This window comes from Stappia sp. MMSF_3263 (genome assembly GCF_030733745.1).
Taxonomy (GTDB): domain Bacteria; phylum Pseudomonadota; class Alphaproteobacteria; order Rhizobiales; family Stappiaceae; genus Stappia.
The window spans coordinates 158,106-183,712 of record NZ_JASHIK010000007.1; the positions used below are offsets into that span (position 1 = coordinate 158,106).

At 66.6% G+C, this 25,607-nt stretch carries 21 protein-coding genes; 18 read left to right on the plus strand and 3 right to left on the minus strand.

Translation table 11 applies throughout. The annotated features are described in order from the left end of the window. Positions 1-14: 14 nt before the first annotated feature. A complete protein-coding gene (locus RBB46_RS10300) occupies positions 15-1,073 on the minus strand; it encodes a S9 family peptidase (protein WP_306028888.1) in 1,059 nt (352 codons plus the stop codon). 90 nt (positions 1,074-1,163) lie between these two features. After that, on the minus strand, positions 1,164-2,033 hold the full coding sequence (locus RBB46_RS10305; protein WP_336623155.1) for an ATP-binding protein: 870 nt from the start codon (positions 2,031-2,033) through the stop codon (positions 1,164-1,166). Between the two features lie 287 nt (positions 2,034-2,320). Between RBB46_RS10305 and yajC the strand changes: the two genes are divergently transcribed. The 5 genes from yajC to RBB46_RS10330 all read left to right on the plus strand — a co-directional run bounded on the left by yajC (position 2,321) and on the right by RBB46_RS10330 (position 6,678). After that, the gene (gene yajC, locus RBB46_RS10310; RefSeq protein WP_306028890.1) at positions 2,321-2,653 is read left to right on the plus strand and encodes a preprotein translocase subunit YajC; all 333 of its coding nucleotides are present in this window, start codon (positions 2,321-2,323) and stop codon (positions 2,651-2,653) included. A gap of 75 nt (positions 2,654-2,728) precedes the next feature. Next, positions 2,729-4,339, plus strand: a complete 1,611-nt coding sequence (secD, locus tag RBB46_RS10315) for a protein translocase subunit SecD (protein ID WP_306028891.1) — start codon at positions 2,729-2,731, stop codon at positions 4,337-4,339. A gap of 19 nt (positions 4,340-4,358) precedes the next feature. After that, the gene (secF, locus tag RBB46_RS10320; RefSeq protein WP_306028892.1) at positions 4,359-5,327 is read left to right on the plus strand and encodes a protein translocase subunit SecF; all 969 of its coding nucleotides are present in this window, start codon (positions 4,359-4,361) and stop codon (positions 5,325-5,327) included. Between the two features lie 13 nt (positions 5,328-5,340). Continuing rightward, positions 5,341-5,739: an Mth938-like domain-containing protein gene (locus RBB46_RS10325; protein ID WP_306028893.1), complete on the plus strand. Its 399-nt coding sequence runs from the start codon at positions 5,341-5,343 to the stop codon at positions 5,737-5,739. A gap of 60 nt (positions 5,740-5,799) precedes the next feature. Continuing rightward, positions 5,800-6,678, plus strand: coding sequence for a phytoene/squalene synthase family protein (locus RBB46_RS10330; RefSeq protein WP_306028894.1), 879 nt, complete (start codon positions 5,800-5,802; stop codon positions 6,676-6,678). Between the two features lie 21 nt (positions 6,679-6,699). On the opposite strand, the gene trmFO is transcribed toward RBB46_RS10330, so the two are convergent. Beyond that, positions 6,700-8,112 (minus strand): methylenetetrahydrofolate--tRNA-(uracil(54)-C(5))-methyltransferase (FADH(2)-oxidizing) TrmFO, encoded by a 1,413-nt coding sequence (gene trmFO / locus RBB46_RS10335; protein WP_306028895.1) that lies wholly within the window; start codon positions 8,110-8,112, stop codon positions 6,700-6,702. 136 nt (positions 8,113-8,248) lie between these two features. Here trmFO and RBB46_RS10340 point away from each other — a divergent pair, with 136 nt between their 5' ends. The 13 genes from RBB46_RS10340 (at position 8,249) to rseP (ending at position 25,561) form a co-directional block, all read left to right on the plus strand. After that, positions 8,249-8,908, plus strand: a complete 660-nt coding sequence (locus RBB46_RS10340; protein WP_306028896.1) for a hypothetical protein — start codon at positions 8,249-8,251, stop codon at positions 8,906-8,908. A gap of 570 nt (positions 8,909-9,478) precedes the next feature. Next, positions 9,479-10,807, plus strand: coding sequence for a proline--tRNA ligase (gene proS, locus RBB46_RS10345; protein WP_306028897.1), 1,329 nt, complete (start codon positions 9,479-9,481; stop codon positions 10,805-10,807). Between the two features lie 242 nt (positions 10,808-11,049). Then, entirely contained in the window at positions 11,050-12,348 is a 1,299-nt protein-coding gene (locus RBB46_RS10350) for a lipoprotein-releasing ABC transporter permease subunit (RefSeq protein WP_306028898.1), read from the plus strand. After that, the gene (locus RBB46_RS10355) at positions 12,345-13,061 is read left to right on the plus strand and encodes an ABC transporter ATP-binding protein (protein WP_306028899.1); all 717 of its coding nucleotides are present in this window, start codon (positions 12,345-12,347) and stop codon (positions 13,059-13,061) included. Before RBB46_RS10350 ends, RBB46_RS10355 begins: the two co-directional genes overlap by 4 nt. A gap of 905 nt (positions 13,062-13,966) precedes the next feature. Beyond that, a complete protein-coding gene (gene dnaE / locus RBB46_RS10360) occupies positions 13,967-17,407 on the plus strand; it encodes a DNA polymerase III subunit alpha (protein WP_306028900.1) in 3,441 nt (1,146 codons plus the stop codon). A gap of 565 nt (positions 17,408-17,972) precedes the next feature. Further along, positions 17,973-18,818, plus strand: a complete 846-nt coding sequence (gene rpsB, locus RBB46_RS10365) for a 30S ribosomal protein S2 (RefSeq protein ID WP_306028901.1) — start codon at positions 17,973-17,975, stop codon at positions 18,816-18,818. A 127-nt stretch (positions 18,819-18,945) separates the two neighbouring features. Then, positions 18,946-19,869, plus strand: coding sequence for a translation elongation factor Ts (gene tsf / locus RBB46_RS10370; protein WP_306028902.1), 924 nt, complete (start codon positions 18,946-18,948; stop codon positions 19,867-19,869). Positions 19,870-19,999: 130 nt separating this feature from the next. Further along, positions 20,000-20,719 (plus strand): UMP kinase, encoded by a 720-nt coding sequence (pyrH, locus tag RBB46_RS10375; RefSeq protein WP_306028903.1) that lies wholly within the window; start codon positions 20,000-20,002, stop codon positions 20,717-20,719. 151 nt (positions 20,720-20,870) lie between these two features. After that, positions 20,871-21,434, plus strand: coding sequence for a ribosome recycling factor (frr, locus tag RBB46_RS10380; protein WP_306028904.1), 564 nt, complete (start codon positions 20,871-20,873; stop codon positions 21,432-21,434). Between the two features lie 41 nt (positions 21,435-21,475). Further along, on the plus strand, positions 21,476-22,246 hold the full coding sequence (locus tag RBB46_RS10385) for an isoprenyl transferase (protein WP_306028905.1): 771 nt from the start codon (positions 21,476-21,478) through the stop codon (positions 22,244-22,246). Continuing rightward, entirely contained in the window at positions 22,243-23,103 is an 861-nt protein-coding gene (locus RBB46_RS10390) for a phosphatidate cytidylyltransferase (protein WP_306028906.1), read from the plus strand. Before RBB46_RS10385 ends, RBB46_RS10390 begins: the two co-directional genes overlap by 4 nt. Before the next feature lie 3 nt (positions 23,104-23,106). Beyond that, positions 23,107-24,330, plus strand: a complete 1,224-nt coding sequence (gene dxr, locus RBB46_RS10395) for a 1-deoxy-D-xylulose-5-phosphate reductoisomerase (protein WP_336623156.1) — start codon at positions 23,107-23,109, stop codon at positions 24,328-24,330. Between the two features lie 94 nt (positions 24,331-24,424). Then, positions 24,425-25,561, plus strand: coding sequence for an RIP metalloprotease RseP (gene rseP / locus RBB46_RS10400; RefSeq protein WP_306028907.1), 1,137 nt, complete (start codon positions 24,425-24,427; stop codon positions 25,559-25,561). Positions 25,562-25,607: the final 46 nt, after the last annotated feature.

Consider the following 25,607-nt stretch of genomic DNA (forward strand, 5'->3'; position numbering starts at 1 on the left):
CCGCCGGCACGGCATCATTCTTCCGTGACCTTGCGGATCCACTCGCTCATGGACGCAATCGCGCCTGGCGCATAGGCGTTGCGGCCGAGCACCACGAAGGCGGCCCTGGCATGCCAGGGCATCTGGTCGGGCAGCTGATAGTTGAACAGGCTCGCCCGCAGCAGGCCGTGCGTCGCCCCCGGCAGCATTGTCACGATGCTTGGCCTTGCAGGAAGATGCAGGCGCCGGTAGTCGGCGGCGTTTGCCCGCGGATTGACGTTAAGGTCCCGCTCGCCCCAGATCGCCATGAACGGCCTGTCGATCCGCGCGATGTCGGTGCTTGCATCCTCATGCCGGTTGCGGGCGATGAAGGCGAGGCGTTCCGGCGTCACGTCGATCCGCCGGGCTGCTTCGCCGGGCGCGAGGGTGCCCGTGGCAAGACCCGAGAACAGTTCCGTCTCCCGGCGATCCGCATCGATCAGGTGCCCGGCTATCCGCTCCGGCGTCCAGCCTTCCGCCTCAAGCCGCCGCGCGGTGAAATAGTCGCCCTGGCGCTGCCAGTTCACGGCGCCCCCGACAAGCACGAAAAAACCCGCGTCCGTTTCCGTAGCGGCAAGGCGCGGCAACACCCAGCCGGCTTGGGAGAAGCCGAGGAAGCCGATCCTGCCACCGGCCTGCGGCAGGCTGTCTGCAACGGCCGACAGGGCCGCCCGCGCCTCGTCGGCACGGTCCTGCATCGACTGGGAGAGCCAGTCGCCGGTGCTTGCGCCGATGCCGGGCTTGTCCCAGGTGAAGACCGCGATTCCGTCGTCGAGCAGGGCGTTGACGAGGGGAAGGTAGCCGCCGGCGGAAAAGCGGTCCTGGGGACCGTCGCCATGGACGAGCAGCACCACCGCCCGCGGCCGTTCGCCGGCGTTCCCGGGCAGAAGCAGCGTCCCCGACAAGCCGGCCCCGCCGCTGTCGAAGGTGAGTTCGCGCTGCGTGCGCCCGGCAAGGTCGAAGTCCGACAGTCCGGGCAGCGCAAGCCCCACGATCGCGAGCGCCAGGACAGCGCCCGCAATCAGCCAGCGGATCGTGCGTCCCTGCTTGCGCATCCCGTCTCCTTGCTGACTGCCCGCCGCCGTTTCAGGTCAGGTGGGGACGGCGGGCGGCCTGTTCAACCTGCGGTTCCGTGCTTGCCCGGATCAGCCCTGCAGACTCCTGCCCATGCGTCCGGCCAGGTCCTGGATGAACTGGAAGGCGACGCGGCCCGAACGGCTGCCGCGGGTCGTCGCCCATTCCAGCGCCTCGGCCCGCAGCGTCTCTGCGTCTTGGTCAAGGCCGTAATGGGCCACATAGGCCTCGATCATCGCCAGGAACTCGTCCTGGCTGCACTTGTGAAAGCCGAGCCAGAGGCCGAATCGGTCGGAGAGCGAGACCTTTTCCTCGACCGCTTCGCCGGGATTGATCGCGGTGGAGCGCTCGTTTTCGATCATGTCGCGGGGCAGCAGGTGGCGGCGGTTGGAGGTGGCGTAGAACAGCACCGTCTCCGGCCGTCCTTCGATGCCGCCGTCGAGCGCGGCCTTCAGGGACTTGTAGGAGGCATCGCCGCTGTCGAAGCTGAGATCGTCGCAATAGACGATGGTGCGGTGGCCGCCGGCCTTCACCAGTTTCATCAGGGCCGGCAGGCTCTCGATGTCCTCGCGGTGGATCTCGATCAGCTTCAGGCGGTCATCCTTGCCGTCCCGTGCGAGCAGGGCGTTGACATGGGCGTGGGTCGCCTTGACCAGCGAGGACTTGCCCATGCCGCGCGCGCCCCACAGCAGCACGTTGTTGGCGGCAAAGCCGCTGGCGAAACGCATCGTGTTGTCGACCAGCTGGTCGCGGGCCCGGTCGACGCCCTGGAGCAGCGAGATGTCGATCCTGTTGACACGCTCGACCGGTTCGAGCGTGGCTTCGCCCGCGTGCCAGACAAAGGCGTCGGCTGCCGAAAAGTCCGGCGCGGCGTGCTCCGGCGGCACCGCGCGTGCGATGAGACCGATGAGTGTGTCCAGCCGCGATGCGATGGCGGTCATTTCGGACTTGTCGTGTTGCTGGGGATCCATATCTGTGCCGTGGGTCTTTGTTCTGGTTGTCTGTTGGCGGCCGGGGGGAGGACCGCAGGGAGGATGCCGGTTACCTAGCATGCCGGCGCCCGTGTCCCAAGACCGGGAAAGGCCGCGTGGAGCTTTCCGCCCATCCACCGGTTCGCCTTGCAAAGCCGGGCGCGACTTGTATAGTCCGCGCGACTTTTGGTTCAGTTGCCGGTGACTTGCCGTGCTTGCGCTAGGACGCAGGGGCAGGGCCGGCCAGGGAGACGCTAATGCTGATTTCGCCCGCCTACGCACAGGGTGCCGGGGGCTCGACCCCCGACCTTTTGATGTCGATCCTTCCGTTCGTCCTGATCTTCGTGATCATGTACTTCCTCATCATCCGCCCGCAGCGTCAGCGTATGAAGCAGCACCAGGAACTGGTCGCGAACCTGCGTCGTGGCGATACGGTGGTGACCGCCGGAGGCCTCATCGGCAAGGTCTCGAAGGTCGTCGACGAAAGCGAAGTCCAGCTTGAGCTCGCCGAGGGTCTCAAGGTTCGCGCCGTGCGCAGCATGATCACGGAAGTGCGGTCCAAGTCCGAACCGGTCAAGGACAACGGCTGACACCGGCCTTGATGCCATTTTTTCCCGGCGCGGCCTGACGGGTCGCGCCGACGGCACAGCAGAAACGGCAACGCCATGCTTTATTTCGCGCGCTGGAAGATCACCCTGATCGTCCTCGTCATTCTCGTCGGGGCGATCACGACCCTGCCGAACTTCCTGTCTCCCGCGACCTTGAGGGCCATGCCCGACTGGCTCCCCAAGAGCCGGATCGTGCTGGGTCTCGACCTGCAGGGCGGTGCCTATCTGCTTTATGAAGTCGACCGGGCCGACTACATCCAGAAGCGGCTGAAGACGCTGGAAGGCGACATTCGCCAGACCCTGCGCGACGAACCGCGCATCGGTTACACGGGCCTTGGCGTGCAGGGCAACGGCACGCAGGTGCGCATTCGCGACCTGACGCGTCTCGACGAAGCGCGCACGCGCCTGTCCGCGCTTACCAACCCGCTCGTCACCAACGTGTTCGGCGGTCAGGCCGTCGACGAGTTCGAGATGACCGTGGCCGATGACGGCCTCGTGCGGTTCTCCTATACCGAGCAGGGACTGTCGCAGCGCATCAGCTCCATCGTGCAGCAGTCGATCGAGGTGATTCGACTGCGTCTCGACGAGTTCGGCACCACCGAGCCCAGCATCCAGCGACAGGGCGAGGACCGCATCCTTGTCGAGGCGCCGGGCGAGGGCGACCCGCAGCGGCTGAAGGAGCTTGTCGGCCAGACCGCGCAGCTCACCTTCCACATGGTCGACCAGTCCATGTCGGCGGAACAGGCGATGCAGTCCCGCCCGCCGGTCGGGACGGTCGTGATGTACTCGGCCGAGGACCCGCCGTTCCCCTATCTGCTCGAGGAAGCCCCGCTCCTGTCGGGCGAGGACCTGATCGACGCGCAGGTCGCCTTCGACCAGCAGTCCAACGAGCCGGTGGTCAATTTCCGCTTCAACACCTCCGGCGCACGCACCTTCTCGGTCGTCACCCAGCGCAATGTCGGGCGTCCCTTTGCCATCGTCCTCGACCAGGAAGTGATCTCGGCGCCGGTCATCCGCGAGCCGATCACCGGCGGTTCGGGGCAGATTTCCGGCAGCTTCACCGTCGAGAGCGCCAACGATCTTGCGGTGCTGCTGCGTGCCGGCGCGCTGCCGGCCAAGCTGACGGTCGTGGAGGAGCGTTCCATCGGTCCGGGCCTGGGACAGGATTCGGTCGATGCCGGCCGCATCGCATCGATCATCGGCGCCGCGCTGGTGATCGGCTTCATGGTGCTGGCCTACGGGCGCTTCGGCGTGATCGCCGATCTGGCGCTTGCCACCAACATCATCCTCATCTTCGGCGCGCTGACCTTCCTGCAGGCGACGCTCACCTTGCCGGGCATTGCCGGCATCGTGCTGACCATCGGCATGGCGGTCGACGCCAACGTGCTGATCTTCGAACGCATTCGCGAGGAGGCGAGGGCGGGGCGCTCCGCCATCAGCGCCATCGATGCCGGTTACTCGCGCGCGCTCGGCACCATCCTCGATGCCAACATCACGACGCTGATCGCCGCGCTGATCCTGTTCCAGCTGGGCTCCGGTCCGATCCGGGGCTTCGCCGTAACGCTGGCGATCGGCATCTTCACCACGGTGTTCTCGGCCTTCACCGTTTCGCGCCTTCTGGTGGCTCTCTGGGTACGCTGGAAGCGCCCGAGCCACCTGCCGATCTGACCATCCGGGGACCCAAGCCATGCTATTGAGAATGATCCCGGACAACACGCGCATCCGCTTCATGTGGCTGCGCAGCGTTTCCTTCCCGCTCTCGGCCGTGATGTTTCTCGCGTCGATCGCGCTGTTCTTTTCCGTCGGGCTGAATTTCGGCATCGACTTCAAGGGCGGCACGGTCTTCGAGATGAAGACGATGGAATCGCCGGCCGACATTTCCGCGATCCGCACGCAGCTGGGCACGCTCAATCTGGGCGATGTGCAGGTGCAGCAGTTCGGCGCCGAAGACGAGGTGCTGGTGCGCGTGCAGCAGCCCGAAGGCGGCGAGCTTGCTCAGCAGGCGGTGGTCTCGCAGGTGCGCGAGATCTTCGGCGAGAGCGTCGAGTTCCGCCGTGTCGAGGTGGTCGGCCCGCGCGTTTCCGGTGAACTTGCCCAAGCCGGCATGATCGCCGTTATCGCCTCGCTGGTGGTGATCCTGTTCTACATCTGGTTCCGGTTCGAATGGCACTTCGCCGTCGGCGCGATCCTGACGACGATCAACGACATCGTCGTCACCGTCGGCCTTTTCGTCGTGCTGCAACTGGAGTTCTCGCTGTCGAGCATCGCCGCCATCCTGACAATCATCGGTTATTCGCTGAACGACACCGTTGTCGTCTACGACCGCATCCGCGAGAACCTGCGGCGCTACAAGAAGATGGCGCTGCCGGAACTGCTTGACCGCTCGATCAACGAGATGCTGTCGCGCACCGTGATGACGTCGGTCACGACCCTGCTGGCGCTGATCGCCCTTTACTCCTTCGGCGGCGAGGTGATCCGCTCCTTCACCCTGGCGATGATTTTCGGCGTGGTGATCGGCACCTATTCCTCGATCTTCCTTGCCGCTCCGTTCCTGATCCTTCTCAAGCTGCGTCCCTCCAGCGTCACCGGTGGTGACGGGGGCGCGGATGCCGACAAGGCGGACGAGGGGTCTTCCGGCTCCGCCGCTTCCGCCTGAGCGGGAGCGGGTGATGGCCGGGCGCGGACAAGGCATCGTCATCCGGGATGCACATTTTCCCGGGCGCGCGCCGATCGAGGCGTATGGCGATGGCGGCTTCCGGTTCGCGGGAATGTCGCATCGCGGCTCGATCCTGTGCGTGCCGAGCGGCATCTACGGGTTCCAGGCGACATCTGCATCGGAGCTGGATACCGCAGCGCTTGAGAAGGTGTTCGAGGAAGCAGCCGATATCGAGGTGCTCCTGGTGGGAACCGGCGAGGGCCTCGTGCCGCTGAAGCGGGAGCTTCGCGAGGCCGTCCGCGCCGCCGCCATCATGGCCGACCCGATGTCGACCGGCGCGGCGGTGCGCACCTACAACGTGCTTCTTTCCGAGGACCGGGCCGTCGCGGCCGTTTTGCTGGCGGTCGGATGATGCGGATCACGGGACAAGACCGCTCTCCACTTTTTCCGCCGCCGCGCTAGGTGTCGTTTCATGACAGCCGATGACACGGCGGGGGGCGATCACTGCCTCGCGCTCGTCCGCCAGCACGATTTCGACCGCTATCTCTCCCTGCTCTATGCGGGGGAGCCGGCGCGCTCGGCCCTTGCCGCGCTTTATGCGTTCAACATGGAGATCGCGCGCGCCCGGGAGATCGTCTCCGATCCCATGCCCGGGGAGATCCGCTTCCAGTGGTGGCGCGATGCGCTGGACGCCCCGCCCGGTTCCGATGTCGACCAGCATCCGGTCGCGGGCCGGATCAGGGCCGTGATCGCGGCCTATGCCTTGCCGCTCTCCGCCTTTCACGACCTGATAGACGCCCGGGTCTTCGATCTTTACGACGACCCGATGCCGAGCGTTCGGGATCTGGAAGGCTATGCCGGGGAGACCTCGTCGGCGCTGATCCAGCTCGCGGCGATCATCCTGGCCGGCGGCAAGGATCCGGGAACCGCGGAGGTCGCCGGTCATGCCGGCGTAGCCTATGCGATCACCGGCCTGTTGCGGGCCCTGCCGTGGCATGCGCGGCGGCGGCAGCTCTATCTGCCCGCCGACCTGCTCGACGCGCACGGGGTCGATCCGGAAGACATGTTCGCGGCAAAGTGTACTCCCGAGCTCAAGGAGGCTGTCGCGACGCTTGCCGGCATCGCGCGTGAGCATCTGGCGCGCACGCGCGCCGGGATCGGCTGCGTCTCCCGCGAGATCGTGCCCGCCTTCCTGCCCGTGTGCCTGGTCGAGCCGCTGCTTGCCCGGATCGAGCGGCCGGGTTTCGATCCCTTGAGCGATCGGGCGGAACTGTCGGCACTGCGGCGCAACTGGATGCTTTGGCGGGCGTCGCGGAAGGCAGGGCGCAGGGTCCCTCCAGGGGCCGGCTGAAGCCCGGCCTCCGCTTGGGGGCTATTCCGCCGCCAGCGGCAGGGGCGCGGAGGCTGCAATCCACTCGGCGAAATCGGCCCGCGCCCGGCCGGTCATCGCGAGCTTCTTCGCCCTGGTCTTGTCCTTGCCCTTGAGCCGCTTGCCCTCGTCGTCGACCTTCGGCGCCTCGACTGGTGGGAACAGTCCGAAATTCACGTTCATCGGCTGGAACGAGCGCGGGCCAGGTTCGTCCCGCAGGATGTGGCCGCCCGTGATGTGGCCGAGCAATGCGCCCATGGCGGTCGTTGGCGGCGGCGGCGGGCACTGCGTCCCCAGGCGCTCGGCCGCGGCGAAGAGGCCGGCCATGCAGCCGACGCTCGCCGATTCCACATAGCCCTCGCAACCGGTGATCTGGCCGGCGAAGCGCAGCCCCGGGCGCGCCTTCAGGCGCAGCGTGCCGTCGAGCAGCTTCGGCGAATTGAGGAAGGTGTTGCGGTGCAGCCCGCCAAGGCGGGCGAAGACGGCGTCCTCCAGTCCCGGGATCATCCGGAACACCTCAAGCTGGCCGCCATGCTTCAGCTTGGTCTGGAAACCGACCATGTTGTAGAGCGTGCCAAGCGCGTTGTCCTGGCGCAGCTGGACCACCGCATAGGGCTTCTCCGTCGGCTTGTGCGCGTTGGTCAGGCCCATCGGCTTCATCGGGCCGTGGCGCAGGGTCTCGCGGCCGCGCTCGGCCATCACCTCGATCGGCAGGCAACCGTCGAAATAGGGGGTGTTCTCCTCCCATTCCTTGAACTCGGCCTTGGGCGCGGCGATCAGCGCGTCGATGAAGGCGTCGTACTGGGCCCGGTCCATCGGACAGTTGATATAGTCCTTGCCGGTACCGCCGGGACCGACCTTGTCGTAGCGCGACTGGAACCAGCAGATGTCGAGATCGACGCTGTCGAAATGCAGGATCGGCGCGATCGCGTCGAAGAAGGCCAGAGCGTCCTCGCCGGTGGCGTCCAGGATCGCCTGCGACAGGGCGGGGGAGGTCAGCGGACCGGTCGCCACGATGACGCTGTCCCAGTCCTCCGGCGGCAAGGCGGTCAGTTCGCCGCGCTCGATCGTGACGAGGGGGTGGGCCTCCAGTGCCCGGGTCACGGCGGCGGCGAAACCGTCGCGATCAACGGCAAGCGCGCCGCCGGCGGGCACCTGATGCGCATCGGCGCTGGCCATGATCAGCGAACCGGCCGCGCGCAACTCCGCATGCAGCAGGCCGACGGCATTTTGGTCCGCATCGTCCGAGCGGAAGGAGTTCGAGCAGACCAGCTCGGCAAGGTCCTGGGTCTTGTGCGCATCGGTTGCGCGGGTCGGGCGCATTTCGTGCAGGATCACGGGGACGCCGCGCCGGGCGAGTTGCCAGGCTGCTTCGGATCCGGCCAACCCGCCACCGACAACATGAACTGGCTGCATGAACGTTGTCCTTCGCATTCGTGGCGTCCGGCAAGGCGAGCCGGAGCCGATATACCTGCGCGGTGACTTAGCGCGTCCCCTTCCATCAGGCAATCGGAGGGGCGATAAGAAGAGCGGACATGCGGGGGGAACATTCATGATTCGATACGAGGTCGCCGGGCTTGCTGCCAGGCTCGGGGCCAGGCAGGCGGTCAGGCTGGCCGGCATGTTCGCATGCGCGGCTCTGCTGGCGGGCTGCGCCGGGCAGTCGGCGGGTCCTGCAAGGGCCTGGTACGGCGCGCATGACGGCGTCGCGCCGAAGGGCACGCGGATCTATGTCTGCCACGCATTCGGATGCGCCCGGAAGACGGCCGTCGACCTGTCGGGGCGCCATCTTGCACGGTTGAAGTCGATCCTCGCCAAGGGCCGGGCCTCGCCCGAGGCCGAGCGGCGCGCGATCGCGGACGCGGTTGCCTGGCACGAACGCGCCATCGGTCCGATTGTCGGCTCGCAGGGCGATGTCGGCGGCTACGACCTGCACAATTCCGGCGTACCGGGCCAGATGGACTGTATCGACGAGGCCACCAACACGACGAGCCTGCTGCTGGTCATGGCGGACAAGGGTTATCTGCAGCATCACCGTGTGTCCGGGCCGGTTGCACGCGGCTTCTTCCTGGACGGACGGTATCCGCACGCCACCGCCGTCATCCGCGATACGGCGAACGGAACATCCTATGCAGTCGATTCCTGGCCGGACGACAATGGCAAGCCGCCGCTCGTGCAGACGCTGGACCGCTGGTTCGAGGAGCGCGGCTAGGCCGCCGGCTTCCGGAATGAAAGCCCGGGGGCCGGGGAGGAACTCTGCGGAACGCGCTTTCGGTTTTTCGGAACCGAAGACACGTACTTGAATGCCTGTCAGAGGTAATCGTTCAAATAAAGCGAAGGCCGGAAAAAGAAAAAGCAAGGCACAAGGCCTTGCTTTTTAGGTTTCGCGTATCGCACCTTCATGCGCCAAAGGCAAATATAAATCTGTTCGGCGGGCAGCGGTCTATCAAGACGCGCCAGAAGGCTCTTCCTCCCAAGACTCAGACCGCGATGTCTGTTTATTCGGCTTCGTAAGCCTTGCGACTTCTTGCCTTGTTATGAGGACGGACAATAGCGCATCGTTATCGTCTTGTCACCATTTTGTGCAGGAGAAGCCCATTTTTTTTGCTGGGCGGGTCTTGAAGTCTCCGGCTGCCGGACGGTGAGACTGTTTTCGCCCCGCGGGGGCGCGTATCGGCAAGGCGGGGCTTGTGTTTTTGCGGCGCATGCGGTTTCACTGCCGAAACTTCAGGCGTCGCTTCCGGCGCCGTTCCCCCGCATACCAGAGCCCGAGATCCCGTCGATGCGCCTTTCCCGTTACTTTCTTCCGATCCTAAAGGAAACGCCCAAGGAGGCGGAGATCGTCTCGCATCGCCTGATGCTGCGGGCCGGACTGATCCGCCAGGAGGCCGCCGGCATCTATGCCTGGCTGCCGATGGGTCTGCGGGTGCTGCGCAAGATCGAGCAGATCGTGCGCGAGGAGCAGAACCGGGCAGGTGCGCACGAGTTGCTGATGCCGACCATCCAGCCGGCCGACCTGTGGCGCGAGAGCGGACGCTACGACGCCTACGGCAAGGAGATGCTGCGCATCCAGGACCGCCACGAGCGCGACATGCTGTTCGGCCCGACCAACGAGGAGATGATCACCGACATCTTCCGCGCCTCGGTCAGGAGCTACCGCGATCTGCCGCTGAACATGTACCACATCCAGTGGAAGTTCCGTGACGAGGTACGTCCCCGATTCGGCATCATGCGTGGCCGCGAGTTCCTGATGAAGGACGCCTATTCCTTCGACCTGGACAAGGAAGGCGCGCGCCATGCCTACAACCGCATGTTCGTCGCCTATCTGCGGACCTTCGACAGGATGGGGCTGCAGGCCATCCCGATGCGCGCCGACACCGGACCGATCGGCGGCGACATGAGCCACGAGTTCATCATTCTCGCCTCCACGGGCGAGAGCGAGGTGTTCTGCGACAAGGCGATCCTGGAACTGCCGATCCCGGGCCAGGAGACGGATTTCAGCTCCGACCTGACGCCGGTCATCGAAGCCTGGACCACGCCCTACGCCGCGACCGATGAAATGCATGACGAGGCCGCCTATGCCGCGGTTGCCGAGGATGACCGCATGTCGGCGCGCGGCATCGAGGTCGGTCACATCTTCTATTTCGGCACCAAGTATTCCGAGCCGATGGGTGCGAAGGTCACCGGTCCCGACGGCGTCGATGTGCCGGTGCACATGGGCTCCTACGGGGTCGGCGTGTCGCGCCTGCTCGGTGCGATCATCGAGGCGCATCACGACGATGACGGCATTATCTGGCCGGCATCGGTCGCGCCGTTCCATGTCGGGCTGGTCAATCTGAAACCGGGCGACGAGGCGGCGGACGCGGCTTGCGACGACCTGGAGCGGCAACTGTCGGCGGCCGGGATCGAGGTGCTTGTGGATGACGTCGACACCCGGGCCGGTGCGAAGTTCGCCACCATGGACCTCATCGGCCTGCCGTGGCAGCTTATCGTCGGTCCGCGCGGTCTGAAGGACGGCGTGGTGGAACTGAAGAATCGCGCCAGCGGCGAGCGGGTCACCATTTCGCCGCAAGAGGCGGTCAATCGACTGGTCGACGAACTCGTCGGCTGATCCCGGAGCGTTGTCGGCCCGGTTTCGGCGCTTGCCGGATCGTGCGGATCGCGCCCGGGCAGATGCCGGAAGCCGAGAGGCACCATCAGATCCCTGTTTTCGGGGAGCGGCTGAATTCGACGTTTGAGGATGCGGGGCCGAACGAGGTGTCCGCGGGTTGAATTCGCTCCATCGGGGCCGGCAGGGCCCGAGACCGGAGATGCGAGGCAGGTGGCACGGGGCACCGGGAACGGGGAACGGGAATGAAGGCAGCCGCAAAGGCGACGGCCAAATCGGCGAAATCGGGCGAGACACCGATGTTTGCCGGCTTCGAGTGGATGCTGGCCGGACGTTATCTGAGGTCTCGCCGCCGGGAGGCGTTCATCTCGGTCATCGCCGGCTTTTCGTTTGTCGGCATCATGCTCGGCGTCGCGACGCTGATCATCGTAATGGCCGTCATGAACGGGTTTCGCGGCGAGCTGCTTTCCAAGATCCTGGGCATCAACGGCCATCTGCTGATCCAGCCGATCGGCAGCGAGCTGGACGATTATGACGCCGTTGCGGCGCGGATCGAGAATCTCGAGGGTGTCACCTTCACCCTGCCGTTCGTCGAGGGGCAGGCATTGGTCTCCGGGCCTTCCGGCGCCTTCGGCGCGCTGGTGCGCGGCGTGCGCGAGACCGACCTGCGGCGACTGCCGCTTGTCTCCGACACCGTCACTTCCGGCACGTTCGAGAATTTCGACAGCAGCACGGGGCTTGCCATCGGCACGCGCATGGCCCGCCAGCTCGGCGTTTCCGTTGGCGACACCATCACGCTGGTCAGCCCGCGCGGCAATGTCACGGCGCTCGGCGTGACGCCCCGCGTCAAGGGCTACCCGATCAAGGCGATCTTCGAGATCGGAATGTCGGAATATGACGGCACCATCGCCTTCATGCCGCTTTCCGAGGCGCAGCTTTATTTCAACCAGGAAGGCATCGTCACCGGCATCGAGGTGTTCACCGACGATCCGGACAGCGTCGGGCGCATGCGCGAACTCGTCGAGGAGGGGGCCGGGCGTCCGGCCTTCGTCAGCGACTGGCGCTCGCGCAACATGACGTTCTTCTCCGCGCTGGAAGTGGAGCGCAACGTGATGTTCCTGATCCTGACGCTGATCGTGCTGGTGGCGGCGCTCAACATCATTTCCGGCATGACCATGCTGGTGAAGGACAAGGGGCGGGACATCGCCATCCTGCGCACGATGGGTGCGACGCGCGGCGCGGTGATGCGCATCTTCGTCATCACCGGCGCCAGCATCGGCATTGTCGGCACGCTGGCGGGTTTCGCGCTCGGTCTCGTCGTCTGCCTCAATGTGGAAAGCATTCGCCAGGGCATTTCCTGGATGACCAGCACCGAGCTGTTCTCGCCCGAACTGTATTTCCTCAGCCGGCTGCCGGCGGACATGGACACGGGCGAAACCATCACGGTCGTCGTCATGGCAATGGTGCTGTCGCTGCTGGCGACGCTCTATCCGGCCTGGCGCGCGGCACGGCTCGATCCCGTCGAGGCGCTCAGGTACGAATGACGATGACGATGGACCAGGACGACATCGAGGGCGCGGGCGGACTGCCGCTGGTGCTTGCCGGGATCAACCGGGGCTTCCGCGAAGGCGAGGGCAGGCTCGACATCCTGCGCGACGCCAATCTGGCCCTCCATCCGGGCGAGCTGGTGGCGCTGGTGGCGCCGTCGGGCGCGGGCAAGTCGACGCTTCTTCACATTGCCGGGCTGCTGGAGCGGCCGGACAGCGGCGAGATCTATATCGGCGGGCGCGCCTGCGGCACCATGGAAGATGCCGACCGCACCCGCATTCGCCGCAACGAGGTCGGTTTCGTCTACCAGTTCCATCATCTCCTGCCGGAATTCACGGCGCTGGAGAATCTGATGATGCCGCAGCTGATCCGCGGGCTCGACAAGCGCGAGGCGCGCGAACGGGCAAGCCAGCTGCTCGACTACATGCGGCTCGGCCAGCGCGCGGATCACCGGCCCTCGGAACTGTCCGGCGGCGAGCAGCAGCGCGTCGCCATCGCCCGGGCCGTGGCCAATGCGCCGCGCGTTCTGCTCGCCGACGAGCCGACCGGCAATCTCGACCCCGTGACCTCCGCCTATGTGTTCGATGCGCTCGTCGCGCTGGTTCGGGCCTCGGGACTGGCGGCGCTGATCGCCACGCACAACATGGAGCTGGCGGGCAAGATGGACCGGCGGATCACGCTCAAGGACCAGCAGATCGTCGAACTCTGACGAGGGCGCGCGCCAACCCCGCGCCCGCTCCGGTCTTCGTGCTTGCGGTGCTTGCACAATCAGCCCCGGACCGCGCCCTTGTTCCGGCCACCACATGCGCCGGGCGCGTGTGGTCGGGTGCGGGGGAACCGGCCTGATCATAGGGGCCTGACCAGACGGGCCTGATGAGCGGGCCTGACCAGCGGACCCGATCATGCCACCCGGGCAAGGCCTGTGGCGCAGGGTGCGGCTTGCGTGCGTCCCGCGCATCCTTCTTCCTCTGCGATCATCGACATGCGCTCCGGCACTGGTCGCGGGCATGGCGGCTGCGTGTCCGGCGTCTGCCTGCGCCCGCTTGCGCGGCTTCCGAGCGTGCTGCGACCGATCCCATGGGCCCGCCTGTCAGCGCCTTGGTCGTGCCGTTTGCTTCCGGCCGGCACCTGCCGGTTTAACCTCCCGATAACCATCGCCCGCATGCGTTTCGAGGGAGGGTTGTAAAAAGAACAAAACATGAACATACTACGGAAATCGAGAGTTTGGAACGCGGGAGGGCACCATGTTCAACGACATTCGGGAAACGTTCCAGGACCTGATGGCGCTCGGCGCCCTGATGCTGTTCGGGGTGACGATGCTGCTGTGGAGCGACGCCTTGGCGGAGCTCTTCCTGGCCTGAGCGCGGGCCTGTCCGCGCACATCGCCGTTGCTGGCTGGGGACGGCCTTGCGGCAACTGGGGACGGTTCGCCGCCTGGTCTCGACATCGGGCGGGCGAGAACCGACACTGACCGCCTGGCATCCGGGCGTGTGGCATCTGGATGCCGTCACGCGCGCCTTGTCCGACCGGCATGCGGGTGCCCCGGCCTTGTGGCTGCGCGGGCGCCGCGTCTGCCGGGGGCGGGCGGGCCGAGCAACGCGGTGGTGCAGGCACATGAACGGTCCGGGTTTCGTCCATCTCAGGGTTCATTCCGGATATTCCCTGCTGGAGGGAGCCTTGCCGATCGCCAGGCTGATCGACCTGGCCAAGGCCGACGACCAGCCGGCCATCGCGATCACCGACACGTCCAACCTGTTCGGCGCGCTGGAATTCTCCGAGAAGGCCTGGGGCGCCGGCATCCAGCCGGTTCCCGGCGTGCAACTCGCTGTCGATTTCGGCGACGGCGGCGTGCGCAAGGGACGCGGCACCGAGCACCTGAGCGATGTCGTGCTGCTGGCCGCCGATGCCGAAGGTTACGCCAACCTGATGGACGTGGTCAGCCGCGCCTATCTGGACACCGATCCCTCGATGCGCGCCCATGTGCCGCTGTCGCGCATCCTGGAAAAATCGGCCGGCGTCATCCTGCTGACCGGCGGCGTCGGCGGACCCGTCGGCCAGGCGATTTGCGCGGGCGACACGGCCCGCGCCCGGGCGCGGCTCGAGGCGCTGGCGGGCGTCTTCGGCGACCGGCTCTATGTGGAGATCCAGCGCCACGGCATGCCGGAGGAGATCGCCAGCGAGCCCGAGACGCTGGTGCTCGCCTACGATCTCGGCCTGCCGCTGGTCGCCACCAACGAGCCGTTCTTCGCCAGTCGCGACGACTACGAGGCGCATGACGCGCTGATCGCGATTGCCGAAGGGCGGGTGATCGCCGAGGACGACCGCCGCCGGCTGACGCCGGAGCACTGCTTCAAGACCAGGGCGGAGATGCTGGAGCTGTTCTCCGACCTGCCCGAGGCGACGGCCAACACGGTCGAGATCGCCCTGCGCTGCCATGCCAGGCCGCTGAAGCGGGCACCGATCCTGCCGCAGTTCGCCGGCGCCTCCGCCGACCCGGAAGCCGTCTTCGTCGCCGAGGTGGAAGAGCTGCGGCGCCAGTCGCGCGAGGGCCTGACGGCGCGTCTCGCGGCGCACGGACTGGCGCCGGGCATGACGGAGGAGGACTACTGGAGCCGGCTCGACTACGAGCTCGGCGTCATCGAGGGCATGCGCTTCCCCGGCTACTTCCTGATCGTTGCCGACTTCATCAAGTGGGCCAAGGGGCAGGACATTCCGGTGGGGCCGGGGCGCGGCTCAGGCGCGGGCTCGCTCGTTGCGTGGTCACTGACCATTACCGACCTTGATCCAATGCGTTACGCGCTTCTGTTCGAGCGGTTTCTCAATCCCGAGCGCGTGTCGATGCCGGATTTCGACATCGACTTCTGCCAGAACCGCCGCGAGGAGGTGATCCGCTACGTCCAGGGCAAGTACGGACGCGCGCAGGTTGCCCAGATCATCACCTTCGGAACCCTGCAGGCCCGGGCCGTCCTGCGCGATGTCGGCCGCGTGCTGCAGATGCCCTATGGCCAGGTCGACCGGCTGTCGAAAATGGTGCCGGCGACGCCCGGCCAGCAGGTGACGCTGGAGCAGGCGATCCGCGACGAGCCGCGCCTGCAGGAGGCGCAGCGCGAGGAGGAGATTGTCGCCCGCCTCCTGGCGATGGCGCAGAAGCTCGAGGGGCTTTACCGGCATGCCTCGACCCATGCCGCCGGCGTCGTCATCGGCGATAGGCCGCTGGAGCAGCTCGTGCCGCTCTACCGCGATCCGCGCTCCGACATGCCGGTCGCCCAGTTCAACATGAAATGGGTGGAGCAGGCCGGGCTGGTGAAGTTCGACTTCCTCGGCCTGAAGACGCTGACGGTGATCGATGTCGCGGTGAAGCTGATCGCCGACAAGGGCATCGCCGTCGACATGGCCTCGCTGCCGATGGACGATCCGGCGACCTACCGGCTGCTTGCCGCCGGCGAGACGGTCGGCGTGTTCCAGCTGGAAAGCCAGGGCATGCGGCGCGCCATCGCCGGCATGAAGCCGGACCGGTTCGAGGACATCATCGCGCTGGTGGCGCTGTACCGTCCCGGTCCGATGGACAACATCCCCGTCTACAACGCCGTCAAGCACGGTGAGCAGGAGCCCGACTACCTGCATCCGCTGCTGGAGCCGATCCTGAAGGAGACGAACGGCATCATCGTCTACCAGGAGCAGGTGATGCAGATCGCCCAGGTCCTGTCGGGCTACTCGCTCGGCGAAGCCGACCTGCTGCGCCGCGCCATGGGCAAGAAGATCGCGGCGGAAATGGAGGTGCAGCGGGCCCGTTTCGTCGACGGCGCGGTGGAGCGCGGCGTCGACAAGGGGCAGGCCGGCACGATTTTCGACCTGGTGGCGAAGTTCGCCAATTACGGCTTCAACAAGTCGCACGCCGCCGCCTATGCGCTGGTCTCCTACCAGACGGCCTGGCTGAAGGCCAACCATCCGGTCGAGTTCATGGCGGCGTCGATGACGCTCGATCTCGGCAATACCGACAAGCTCAGCGACTTTTGCGTCGAGGCGCGGCGGATGCGGATCGAGGTGCTGCCGCCCTCCGTCAACCGCTCGGGCGTGCAGTTCAGCGTCGAGGGCGAGAAGATCCGCTATGCCATGGGCGCCATCAAGGGGGTCGGCGAGGGCGCGGTCGAGCATATCATCGCCATGCGCACGGATCGCCCCTTTGGCTCGATCGGCGATTTCGCCAGCCGCATCAGCGCCCGGCAGCTCAACAAGCGGACGCTGGAAAGCCTCGTCAACGCCGGCGCCTTCGACGCGCTGGAAGCCAACCGGGCGCGCCTGGTTGCCGGCATCGACCGGATCGTCGGCGTCGCGCAGCGTACGGACGAGGAGAAGCAGAGCGGCCAGAACGACATGTTCGGCGGCGGCGAGGAGGGCGAGGCCGTCCACCTGCCGGATGCCGCGCCCTGGCTGCCGGACGACCAGCTGCAGCGCGAGCAGTCCGCCATCGGCTTCTATCTCTCCGCCCATCCTCTGGACAGCTATCGCCCGCTTCTGGAGCGGATGCGGGTGCAGATGTGGAGCGATTTCTCGCAGGCCGTGAAACAGGGTGCGACGGCCGGACGGCTTGCGGGAACGGTGCTTTCGCGGCAGGAGCGCAAGACGCGCTCGGGCAACCGGATGGGCATCGTCCGGCTGTCCGACCCGACCGGCCAGTACGAGGCGCTGCTGTTCTCGGAAAGCCTGCACCAGTATCGCGACGCGGTCGAGCCGGGCAAATCCGTGGTGCTTCTCGTCGGTGCCGACATGCGCGACGACGAGCCGAGCCTCAGGATCCAGTCCGTCCGCCCGCTGGAGGAGGAAGCCTCGCGGGTGCAGAAGAGCCTGACGGTGTTCCTGCGGGACGAGCAGGCGGCGCGGCGGCTGGCCCGTCACCTGGGCGATCGCGGCGATGGCGAGGTCAGTGTGGTCGTGCTGTGCGGCAGCGGCGAACGGGAGGTGGAGGTGAAGCTTCCCGGCCGCTACCGGTTGACGCCGCAAATGGCCGGCGCGATGAAGACGATCCCGGGTGTCATCGAGGTGCAGCTCGCCTGAGGCGAGCAGGGGCCGGGGAGGGCTTGCATGCCCTCCTGGACGGCGGCCTCAATGGCGAACTGTCCGCGCCCCGCCGCCGAGATCACGTCGGCCCTTCATCCCCCTCGGTTGTCATCCCCGGCTTGACCGGGGATCCATTGGCAACCCCGGCGGGCAGGATGGTTTCCTGCCGGTTGCGGCAGGGTGCAGGCGGCTTCCACGAGCTTGTCATCGCCGCTCTGGAAACGAATGGGCCCCCGGTCAAGCCGGGGGTGACGGCTTGAGGATGAGGTGACGGCGGAGAGACGACCCCAAGTCCTCCCGCCGCGCACGTTCCAGGTGCCGCGCCGCTTCGCCTTTCGCGGTCCGCGCACCGGACCATTCTTCGCCGCCTGCATCTTTTCAACGGCGGGCGGGGCAAAAGGCGGGTCGGCGGGGCTTGTCTTGGCGGGCAACGCCCTTTATAACGCGCGCATTCCACACGCAGGGTCGGTTTTCGTCACGGACGGGGTCCATCCGGTGTCGGCGCATGAGCGCTGTCACACCCTGCGGAGGTACAACCGGAAAATCAAGGAGTTGCACGGCCATGGCCCTGCCCGATTTCACTATGCGTCAATTGCTGGAGGCCGGTGTTCACTTCGGTCACCAGAAGCACCGCTGGAACCCGAAGATGGGTCCCTACATTTTCGGCGTGCGCAACAACATCCACATTCTGGATCTGGCGCAGACCGTTCCGCTTCTGCACCAGGCGCTGAAGACCGTGTCCGACACGGTCGCCGCCGGTGGCCGCGTCCTGCTGGTCGGCACCAAGCGCCAGGCTCAGGAAGCTGTCGCCGACAGCGCCCGCCGCTCGGCCCAGTACCATGTCAACGCCCGCTGGCTTGGCGGCATGCTGACCAACTGGAAGACCATCTCCCAGTCGATCCAGCGCCTGCGCAAGCTTGAGGAGACGCTCAGCAACCCGAGCGGCCTCACCAAGAAGGAGCGTCTGTTCATGGACCGCGAGCGCGAGAAGCTCGAGCGGAACCTGGGCGGCATCAAGGACATGGGCGGCCTGCCCGACCTGCTCTTCGTGATCGACACGAATCGCGAGGCGATCGCGATCCAGGAAGCCAAGCGTCTTGGCATCCCCGTCGCGGCGATCGTCGACAGCAACTGCGATCCCGTCGGCATCGACTTCCCGGTTCCGGGCAACGACGACGCGGGCCGCGCGATCTCGCTCTATTGCGACCTGATCGCACGCGCTGCCATTGACGGCATTTCGCGTGCCCAGGGCGGCATGGGCGTCGACGTCGGCGCTGCCGAGGAGGCTCCGGTGGAGCCGGCGCTCGAGGCCGAGGCCGAAGTCGAGACTCCGGCCGAAGCCGCTGACGCTGCCGAGCAGCCGGCTGCGGAAACGGTCGCCGAGGAAGCTCCGGCCCAGGCCGGCTGACGGTGTAAGCGATGGCCGGCGGACATTCGTTTCGCCGGCTGCCGCCGTCACGGCGGCACCTGTCATCAATCTTAAGCAAGGCCTCGGCTAAACGTGCCGGGGTAAACACCCGTCAACGAGGCGATCTATGAGCATTACCGCAGCTATGGTGAAAGAGCTCCGCGAGAAGACCGGCGTGGGCATGATGGACTGCAAGGCAGCCCTCACCGAAACCAACGGCGACATGGAAGCGGCAATCGACTGGCTGCGCACCAAGGGTCTCGCCAAGGCGGCCAAGAAGGCCGACCGCGTCGCGGCCGAGGGTCTGGTCGGCGTTGCCTCCGAGGGCACCAAGGCCGCCGTCGTGGAGCTGAACTCCGAAACCGATTTCGTCGCCCGCAACGAGGCTTTCCAGGCGCTGATCGCCGGAACCTCGCAGGCCGCGCTTGCCGTCGACGGCGACCTGGAGGCGCTTGCCTCCTCGACGTTCCCCGGCTCGTCCAAGAGCGTGTCCGACACGATCAAGGACGCCATCGCGACCATTGGCGAGAACATGTCGCTGCGCCGTTCGGCCGCTCTTTCGGTCTCCAGCGGCGCTGTTGCGACCTATGTGCACAGCGCCATTGCCGACAACCTGGGCAAGATCGGCGTGCTCGTCGCGCTCGAGTCGGAAGGCGATGCCGCGGAAGTGGCCGCGTTCGGCCGCAAGATCGCGATGCATGTCGCGGCGACCAACCCGCTGTCGCTCGGCGTCGAGGATCTCGACCAGGATGTCGTCGAGCGCGAGCGCCAGATCTTCTCCGAGCAGGCGCGCGAATCGGGCAAGCCGGAAAACATCATCGAGAAGATGGTCGAGGGCCGCCTGCGCAAGTTCTACGAGGAAGTGACGCTGACCAAGCAGGCCTTCGTCATCGACCCGGACAACACGGTCGAGCAGGCCGTCGAGGCGTTCGCCAAGACGCTCGGCAAGCCGGTGAAGCTCACGGGCTTCGTGCGCTACGCGCTCGGCGAGGGCATCGAAAAGGAACAGACCGATTTCGCCGCGGAAGTCGCGGCGGCCGTCGGAAGCTAAGCCTATATCGGGGCGCCGGTCATTCCGGCGCCCTTCTTCTATGCGAAGCGCAAGCGGACGGGGTGTCCTGTCCGCTTGCGTTTGCGCGAGCGTCCAAGACAAACTGCTTCTCTGAAACGGCGAGAAAAAAATGACGGGAAAACTTCGCTGGCGACGCGTGCTCGTGAAACTTTCGGGCGAGGCGCTGATGGGATCGCAGGATTTCGGCATCGATCCGCAGACGGTGGACCGGGTCGCGAAGGAAATCGCCGAGGCCGTTTCGCTCGGCGCCCAGGTGGGCGTCGTTGTCGGTGGCGGCAACATCTTCCGCGGTGTCGCCATCGCGGCGAAGGGCGGCAACCGGGTCACTGGCGACCACATGGGCATGCTGGCCACGGTGATGAACTCGCTGACGCTTGCCGACGCCTTGCGCCGCCTTGGCGTGCCGGCCCGCGTTCTGTCGGCTGTGCCGGTGCCCTCGATCTGCGAGACCTTCACCCAGCGTAGCGCCGAGCGCTACATGGAGGATGGCGACGTGATCGTCTTCGCCGGCGGCACGGGCAATCCCTTCTTCACCACGGACAGCGGCGCCGCCCTGCGCGCCGCCGAGATGCGCTGCGACGCCTTCCTCAAGGGCACCAGCGTCGACGGCGTCTATTCGGACGACCCCAAGAAGGTGCCGGACGCGGAGCGTTACGACACGCTGACGCCGGGCGAGGTGCTCGGCCGCGACCTGAAGGTGATGGACGCCACCGCCATCGCACTGGCGCGCGACAACGCCATTCCGGTCATCGTGTTCTCGATTCGCACGCCCGGCGCGCTTGTCGATGTGATGAATGGCGCCGGCCGCTACACGGTGATTTCCGACTGAAGCGGCGCCTGCCGGGGTGCTGTTCGGCATCCCCGTCCCCGCAAAAGAGGGGCGGGGGCCTTGCCTTTGGAGCCCGCGTCATGGAAATAAGACGCGAAGGTTTCGGTCGTTCCGGTCCTCCTGGACGGACGCTTCAACAAAAGAGGACAAGATGGCGGACCAGGATATCGATTTTGGCGATCTCGAGCGACGCATGAACGGCGCTCTCGGCGTGCTGAAGACCGATCTGGCGGGGCTGCGCACCGGTCGCGCGTCGGCCAACATGCTCGACCCCGTTTCCGTCTCGGCCTACGGCTCCGACATGCCGCTCAACCAGGTGGCGACCGTCAGCGTCCCCGAGCCGCGGATGATTTCGGTCCAGGTCTGGGACAAGTCGATGGTCGGCGCCGTCGAGCGCGCGATCCGCGAATCCAATCTCGGCCTCAACCCGATTGTCGACGGCACCAACCTGCGGCTGCCGATTCCCGAGCTCAACGAGGAGCGCCGCAAGGATCTGATCAAGCTGGCTCACAAATACGCCGAGCAGTCGAAGGTCGCCGTGCGCCATGTGCGCCGCGACGGCATGGACACGCTGAAGAAGCTCGAGAAGGACAGCGTTATCAGCGAGGACGACAGCCGCGTGCAGGCTGACCGGGTCCAGAAGATGACCGATGAGATGATCACGGAAATCGACGCCATGCTGGCGAAGAAAGAACAAGAAATCTCCCAGATCTGATCGCACAGTCGCGGTCCGGTCGGCGGGTCAAGGAGTTTGGGATGACGGTCACGGCAGACCTTGGCGTTTCCGCGCAGGTTGACGCGGGGGAGCGTATCGGGGTGCCCAGACACGTGGCCGTGATCATGGACGGAAACGGCCGGTGGGCTGTCGGGCGCGGGCTGCCGCGCACCGAGGGCCACCGTGCCGGCGTCGCGGCCCTGCGCAGGATCGTCAAGCACAGCGCCAAGCGCGGCGTCGAGATCCTGACGCTGTTCTCCTTTTCCTCGGAAAACTGGAACCGTCCGCCGGCCGAGGTCGGCTTCCTGATGGGGCTGCTTGAGCGTTTCGTGCGCCGGGACCTTGCCGAAATCCACCGCCAGAACGTCCGTGTCACGATGATCGGCGAGCGCGAGGGACTGGATCCCTCGATCCTCGGCCTGATCGAGGAAGGCGAGGCGCTCACCCGCGAGAACACCGGCATGACGCTGGTCGTCGCCTTCAATTATGGCGGTCGCAACGAGATTGCCCGCGCCGTGAAGCGGCTCGCGGCCGACGTGGCGCAGGGCGTGATCGCGCCGCAAGACGTGAACGAAGACAGCATCTCCCGTTATCTGGACACGGCAGCGCTTCCCGATCCGGACCTGATCATCCGCACCAGCGGCGAGCAGCGCCTGTCCAATTTCCTGCTCTGGCAGGCCGCTTATAGCGAGTTCTATTTCGCCGACCTGCATTGGCCGGATTTCGACGAGTGCGCGCTGGACAGCGCTTTCGAGGCCTTCGCGGCACGCGATCGCCGGTTTGGCGGGCTTTCGGCGAAAGTCGCCAGATGACGGGCGGGGCCTCGGGGGGAGGTCGCCCCCGGTCCACCGAACTCAGGCTGCGGATCATCTCGGCCCTTCTGCTCGCACCCGCCGTGCTTCTTGCGACCTATGCCGGGGGCTGGCCCTTCGCGATCGGCGCGGCGCTGTGTGCCGCGATCCTGCTGCAGGAATGGGTCGTCATCGTCCGCGCGAACAACATGGTTGCCACCGGTCTTGCCGCTGTTGCCGTCGCCGGGGCGATGCTTGCGGTCGCCACGGGCCACCCGCAGGCCGCGCTCGGCCTGCTGCTGCTTGTTGCTGCGGTGCTGTTCTGTGCCGGGTGGCTGCTGGGGGCGGTCGGCGTCGCCTGGCTTGCCGGGGGCGTGCTCTATGCCGGACTGACCGGTGTGGTTCTCGTGATCCTGCGGGCGGGCGAAGCCGGGTTCATCGTCATCGTGTTTCTCTTCGCAGTGGTCTGGGCGACCGACATCGCAGCCTATTTCGCCGGCCGGCGAATCGGCGGGCCGAAATTGTGGGCGCGCGTCTCGCCGAAGAAGACCTGGAGCGGGGCGATCGGCGGGTTTCTTGCCGCCGTGTTGGTGGGACTGGCCGCGGGCATGCTCGTCGGGGGGGCGCCGCTGCCGGGCTGGCTGGTCGCCGCCGGTGTTCTTTCGGTTTTCTCGCAGGTCGGCGACCTGCTGGAATCCGCTCTGAAACGACGTTTCGGGGTGAAGGATTCGGGACGGATCATTCCCGGCCATGGCGGCGTCATGGATCGGGTCGACGGGCTCACCGGCGCCGGCGTGCTCGGATATCTGGTCGCGGTGGCGGCGAGCGGCGCTTTCTCCGATCCGGTCGCCGCGCTCGTGGGCATGCAGGGATACTGACAATTGACCGCCCAGGACGGCCATGACCAAGCGCCCGGCGGCGCGCGCGCGGATGCCCGGCCGATGCGGCTGACGGTGCTCGGCGCCACCGGCTCGATCGGCACCTCGACCCTCGATCTGGTGGCTCGCGACCCGGAGCGTTTCGAGGTTGTGGCGGTGACCGCAAACGCCCGCGCGGAAGATCTTGCCCGGCTGGCGATCCGGGTGCGGGCCCGCCACGCGGTGGTCGCCGATCCGGCCGCCCATGGCGCCCTCAAGGCGGCGCTTGCCGGTTCGGGCATCACCACGGCCGCGGGCGCGCGGGCGATTTGCGAGGCGGCCGCGCTGCCGGCCGACATGGTCGTTGCCGCGATCGTCGGGGCGGCGGGGCTCGGACCGACGCTGGCCGCTGTCGGGCAGGGCACGACCATCGCGCTGGCCAACAAGGAATGCCTTGTCTGCGCGGGCGATCTTTTCATGCGCGCCGCGCGCGAGGCTTCCGCCACCATCCTGCCGGTCGATTCCGAACACAATGCCGTGTTCCAGGTGCTGGAGCGCGACAATGTCGAGCAGGTGGAAAAACTGATCCTGACGGCGTCGGGCGGTCCGTTCCGCACCTTCGCGCTGGAGGAGATGCGCGGCGTCACGCCGGACCAGGCGCTGCGCCATCCCAACTGGAGCATGGGCGCCCGGATCTCCATCGACAGCGCCACGATGATGAACAAGGGCTTCGAGATCATCGAGGCGCGGCACCTGTTTCCCTTGCGGGCCGATCAGATCGACGTGCTGGTGCATCCGCAATCCGTGGTGCATGGCATGGTGCAGTACCGGGACGGGTCGCTGCTGGCGCAAATGGGCGCTCCCGACATGCGCACGCCCATCGCCCATTGTCTTGCCTGGCCAGGGCGCATGGGAACGCCGGCGCAACGCCTTGATCTTGCCGCATTGGGAACGCTCACCTTCGAGGCGCCGGACCCGGTCCGGTTTCCCGCGCTGAGGCTTGCCCGCGAGGCGCTGGCCGCCGGCACGGCCGCGACGGCGGCGCTGAACGCGGTTGACGAGGTGATGGTGAAGGCGTTCCTTGCGCGGCGCGCCGGGTTCCTGGATATCGTGACGACCGCCGAGCAGGTTCTGGAACGCATGGCCGGCACGACCGGTTTCGGCGAGATGACCTGTATCGACGATGTGTTCGCCGTGGATGAAACGGCTCGTCGTCTTGCCGGGGAGATTGCCGGAAACGGTTCTTGAGGCGGGCGGGCGTGATACGTGCAGGCACCGGAGCCGGTCGCCAACGGGATGTTAACGCGCCGCGAGGACACTGCCCCGCGGCAATGGAGATACAATGGAACTGATCGGATCGCTCTTCGGATCGGTGGCGGGCTACGCCCTGCCGTTCCTGTTCGTGCTGACGGTGGTGGTGTTCTTCCACGAACTCGGCCATTTCCTCGTCGGTCGCTGGTGCGGCGTGCGCGTCAACGCGTTCTCCGTCGGCTTCGGCCCGGAGCTCATCGGCCGCACCGACCGTCACGGCACGCGCTGGAAGCTGTCCGTCATTCCGCTCGGCGGCTATGTGAAATTCGCCGGCGACGAGAACGAGGCGAGCGTGCCCGACCAGGAGGCGCTGCGCCAGATGAGCGCCGACGAGCGCGCCGGTGCGTTCCAGACCAAGTCCGTCGCGCGCCGGGCTGCCATCGTCGCGGCCGGCCCGATTGCCAACTTCATCCTCGCCATCGTCATTTTCGCTGTCCTGTTCGCGCTGATGGGTCGCCCGGAGATCTCGCCGCGTGTCGACCAGGTGCAGCCCGACAGCGCCGCGGCCGAGGCGGGCCTGCAGGCCGGCGATCTCGTCCTGGCGATCGATGGCAGCAGCATCGGAACCTTCGCCGAACTGCAGCGCACGATCAGCGTCAGCGCCGACATTCCGCTGCGGATGGAGCTGGACAGGGGCGGCGAGCGCGTCGAGGTGACGATCACCCCGAAGCGGCGCGAAATCACCGACCCCTTCGGCAACGTCCAGTCCGTCGGCCTGCTCGGCGTCAGCCGCAGCGCCAAGCCGGAGGATGTGATCACCCGCCGCTTCGGCCCGGTCGAGGCCGTTGTCGAGGGAAGCAAGGAGACATGGTTCGTCGTCACGCGGACGGCCGGCTATCTCGGCGGAATCCTGACGGGACGCGAATCCGCCGACCAGCTTGGCGGCCCGATCCGGGTCGCGCAGATTTCGGGCCAGGTCGCGACGCTTGGCTTCGGCGCGCTGCTCAATCTCACGGCGGTGCTGTCGGTCAGCATCGGTCTGTTGAACCTGCTGCCGATCCCGATGCTGGACGGCGGACACCTGTTGTTCTACGCGGCGGAGGCCCTGCGGGGTAAGCCGCTGAGCGAACGTGCCCAGGAATACGGATTCCGGATAGGCATAGGCATCGTCCTGTTCCTGATGGTCTTCGCGACCTGGAACGATGTTCTGCACCTGAGTTCGTTGTAGCGGGCGGGGCGAGCGTGTCTCGACTGCAACGCTCCGGTGCGAAACG

Bases quoted from the DNA above. Each gene is read 5' to 3' on its own strand.
- RBB46_RS10300 (WP_306028888.1), bottom strand. From the start codon at position 1,073: ATGCGCAAGCAGGGACGCACGATCCGCTGGCTGATTGCGGGCGCTGTC.
- RBB46_RS10305 (WP_336623155.1), bottom strand. From the start codon at position 2,033: ATGACCGCCATCGCATCGCGGCTGGACACACTCATCGGTCTCATCGCA.
- yajC (WP_306028890.1), top strand. From the start codon at position 2,321: ATGCTGATTTCGCCCGCCTACGCACAGGGTGCCGGGGGCTCGACCCCC.
- secD (WP_306028891.1), top strand. From the start codon at position 2,729: ATGCTTTATTTCGCGCGCTGGAAGATCACCCTGATCGTCCTCGTCATT.
- secF (WP_306028892.1), top strand. From the start codon at position 4,359: ATGCTATTGAGAATGATCCCGGACAACACGCGCATCCGCTTCATGTGG.
- RBB46_RS10325 (WP_306028893.1), top strand. From the start codon at position 5,341: ATGGCCGGGCGCGGACAAGGCATCGTCATCCGGGATGCACATTTTCCC.
- RBB46_RS10330 (WP_306028894.1), top strand. From the start codon at position 5,800: ATGACAGCCGATGACACGGCGGGGGGCGATCACTGCCTCGCGCTCGTC.
- trmFO (WP_306028895.1), bottom strand. From the start codon at position 8,112: ATGCAGCCAGTTCATGTTGTCGGTGGCGGGTTGGCCGGATCCGAAGCA.
- RBB46_RS10340 (WP_306028896.1), top strand. From the start codon at position 8,249: ATGATTCGATACGAGGTCGCCGGGCTTGCTGCCAGGCTCGGGGCCAGG.
- proS (WP_306028897.1), top strand. From the start codon at position 9,479: ATGCGCCTTTCCCGTTACTTTCTTCCGATCCTAAAGGAAACGCCCAAG.
- RBB46_RS10350 (WP_306028898.1), top strand. From the start codon at position 11,050: ATGAAGGCAGCCGCAAAGGCGACGGCCAAATCGGCGAAATCGGGCGAG.
- RBB46_RS10355 (WP_306028899.1), top strand. From the start codon at position 12,345: ATGACGATGACGATGGACCAGGACGACATCGAGGGCGCGGGCGGACTG.
- dnaE (WP_306028900.1), top strand. From the start codon at position 13,967: ATGAACGGTCCGGGTTTCGTCCATCTCAGGGTTCATTCCGGATATTCC.
- rpsB (WP_306028901.1), top strand. From the start codon at position 17,973: ATGGCCCTGCCCGATTTCACTATGCGTCAATTGCTGGAGGCCGGTGTT.
- tsf (WP_306028902.1), top strand. From the start codon at position 18,946: ATGAGCATTACCGCAGCTATGGTGAAAGAGCTCCGCGAGAAGACCGGC.
- pyrH (WP_306028903.1), top strand. From the start codon at position 20,000: ATGACGGGAAAACTTCGCTGGCGACGCGTGCTCGTGAAACTTTCGGGC.
- frr (WP_306028904.1), top strand. From the start codon at position 20,871: ATGGCGGACCAGGATATCGATTTTGGCGATCTCGAGCGACGCATGAAC.
- RBB46_RS10385 (WP_306028905.1), top strand. From the start codon at position 21,476: ATGACGGTCACGGCAGACCTTGGCGTTTCCGCGCAGGTTGACGCGGGG.
- RBB46_RS10390 (WP_306028906.1), top strand. From the start codon at position 22,243: ATGACGGGCGGGGCCTCGGGGGGAGGTCGCCCCCGGTCCACCGAACTC.
- rseP (WP_306028907.1), top strand. From the start codon at position 24,425: ATGGAACTGATCGGATCGCTCTTCGGATCGGTGGCGGGCTACGCCCTG.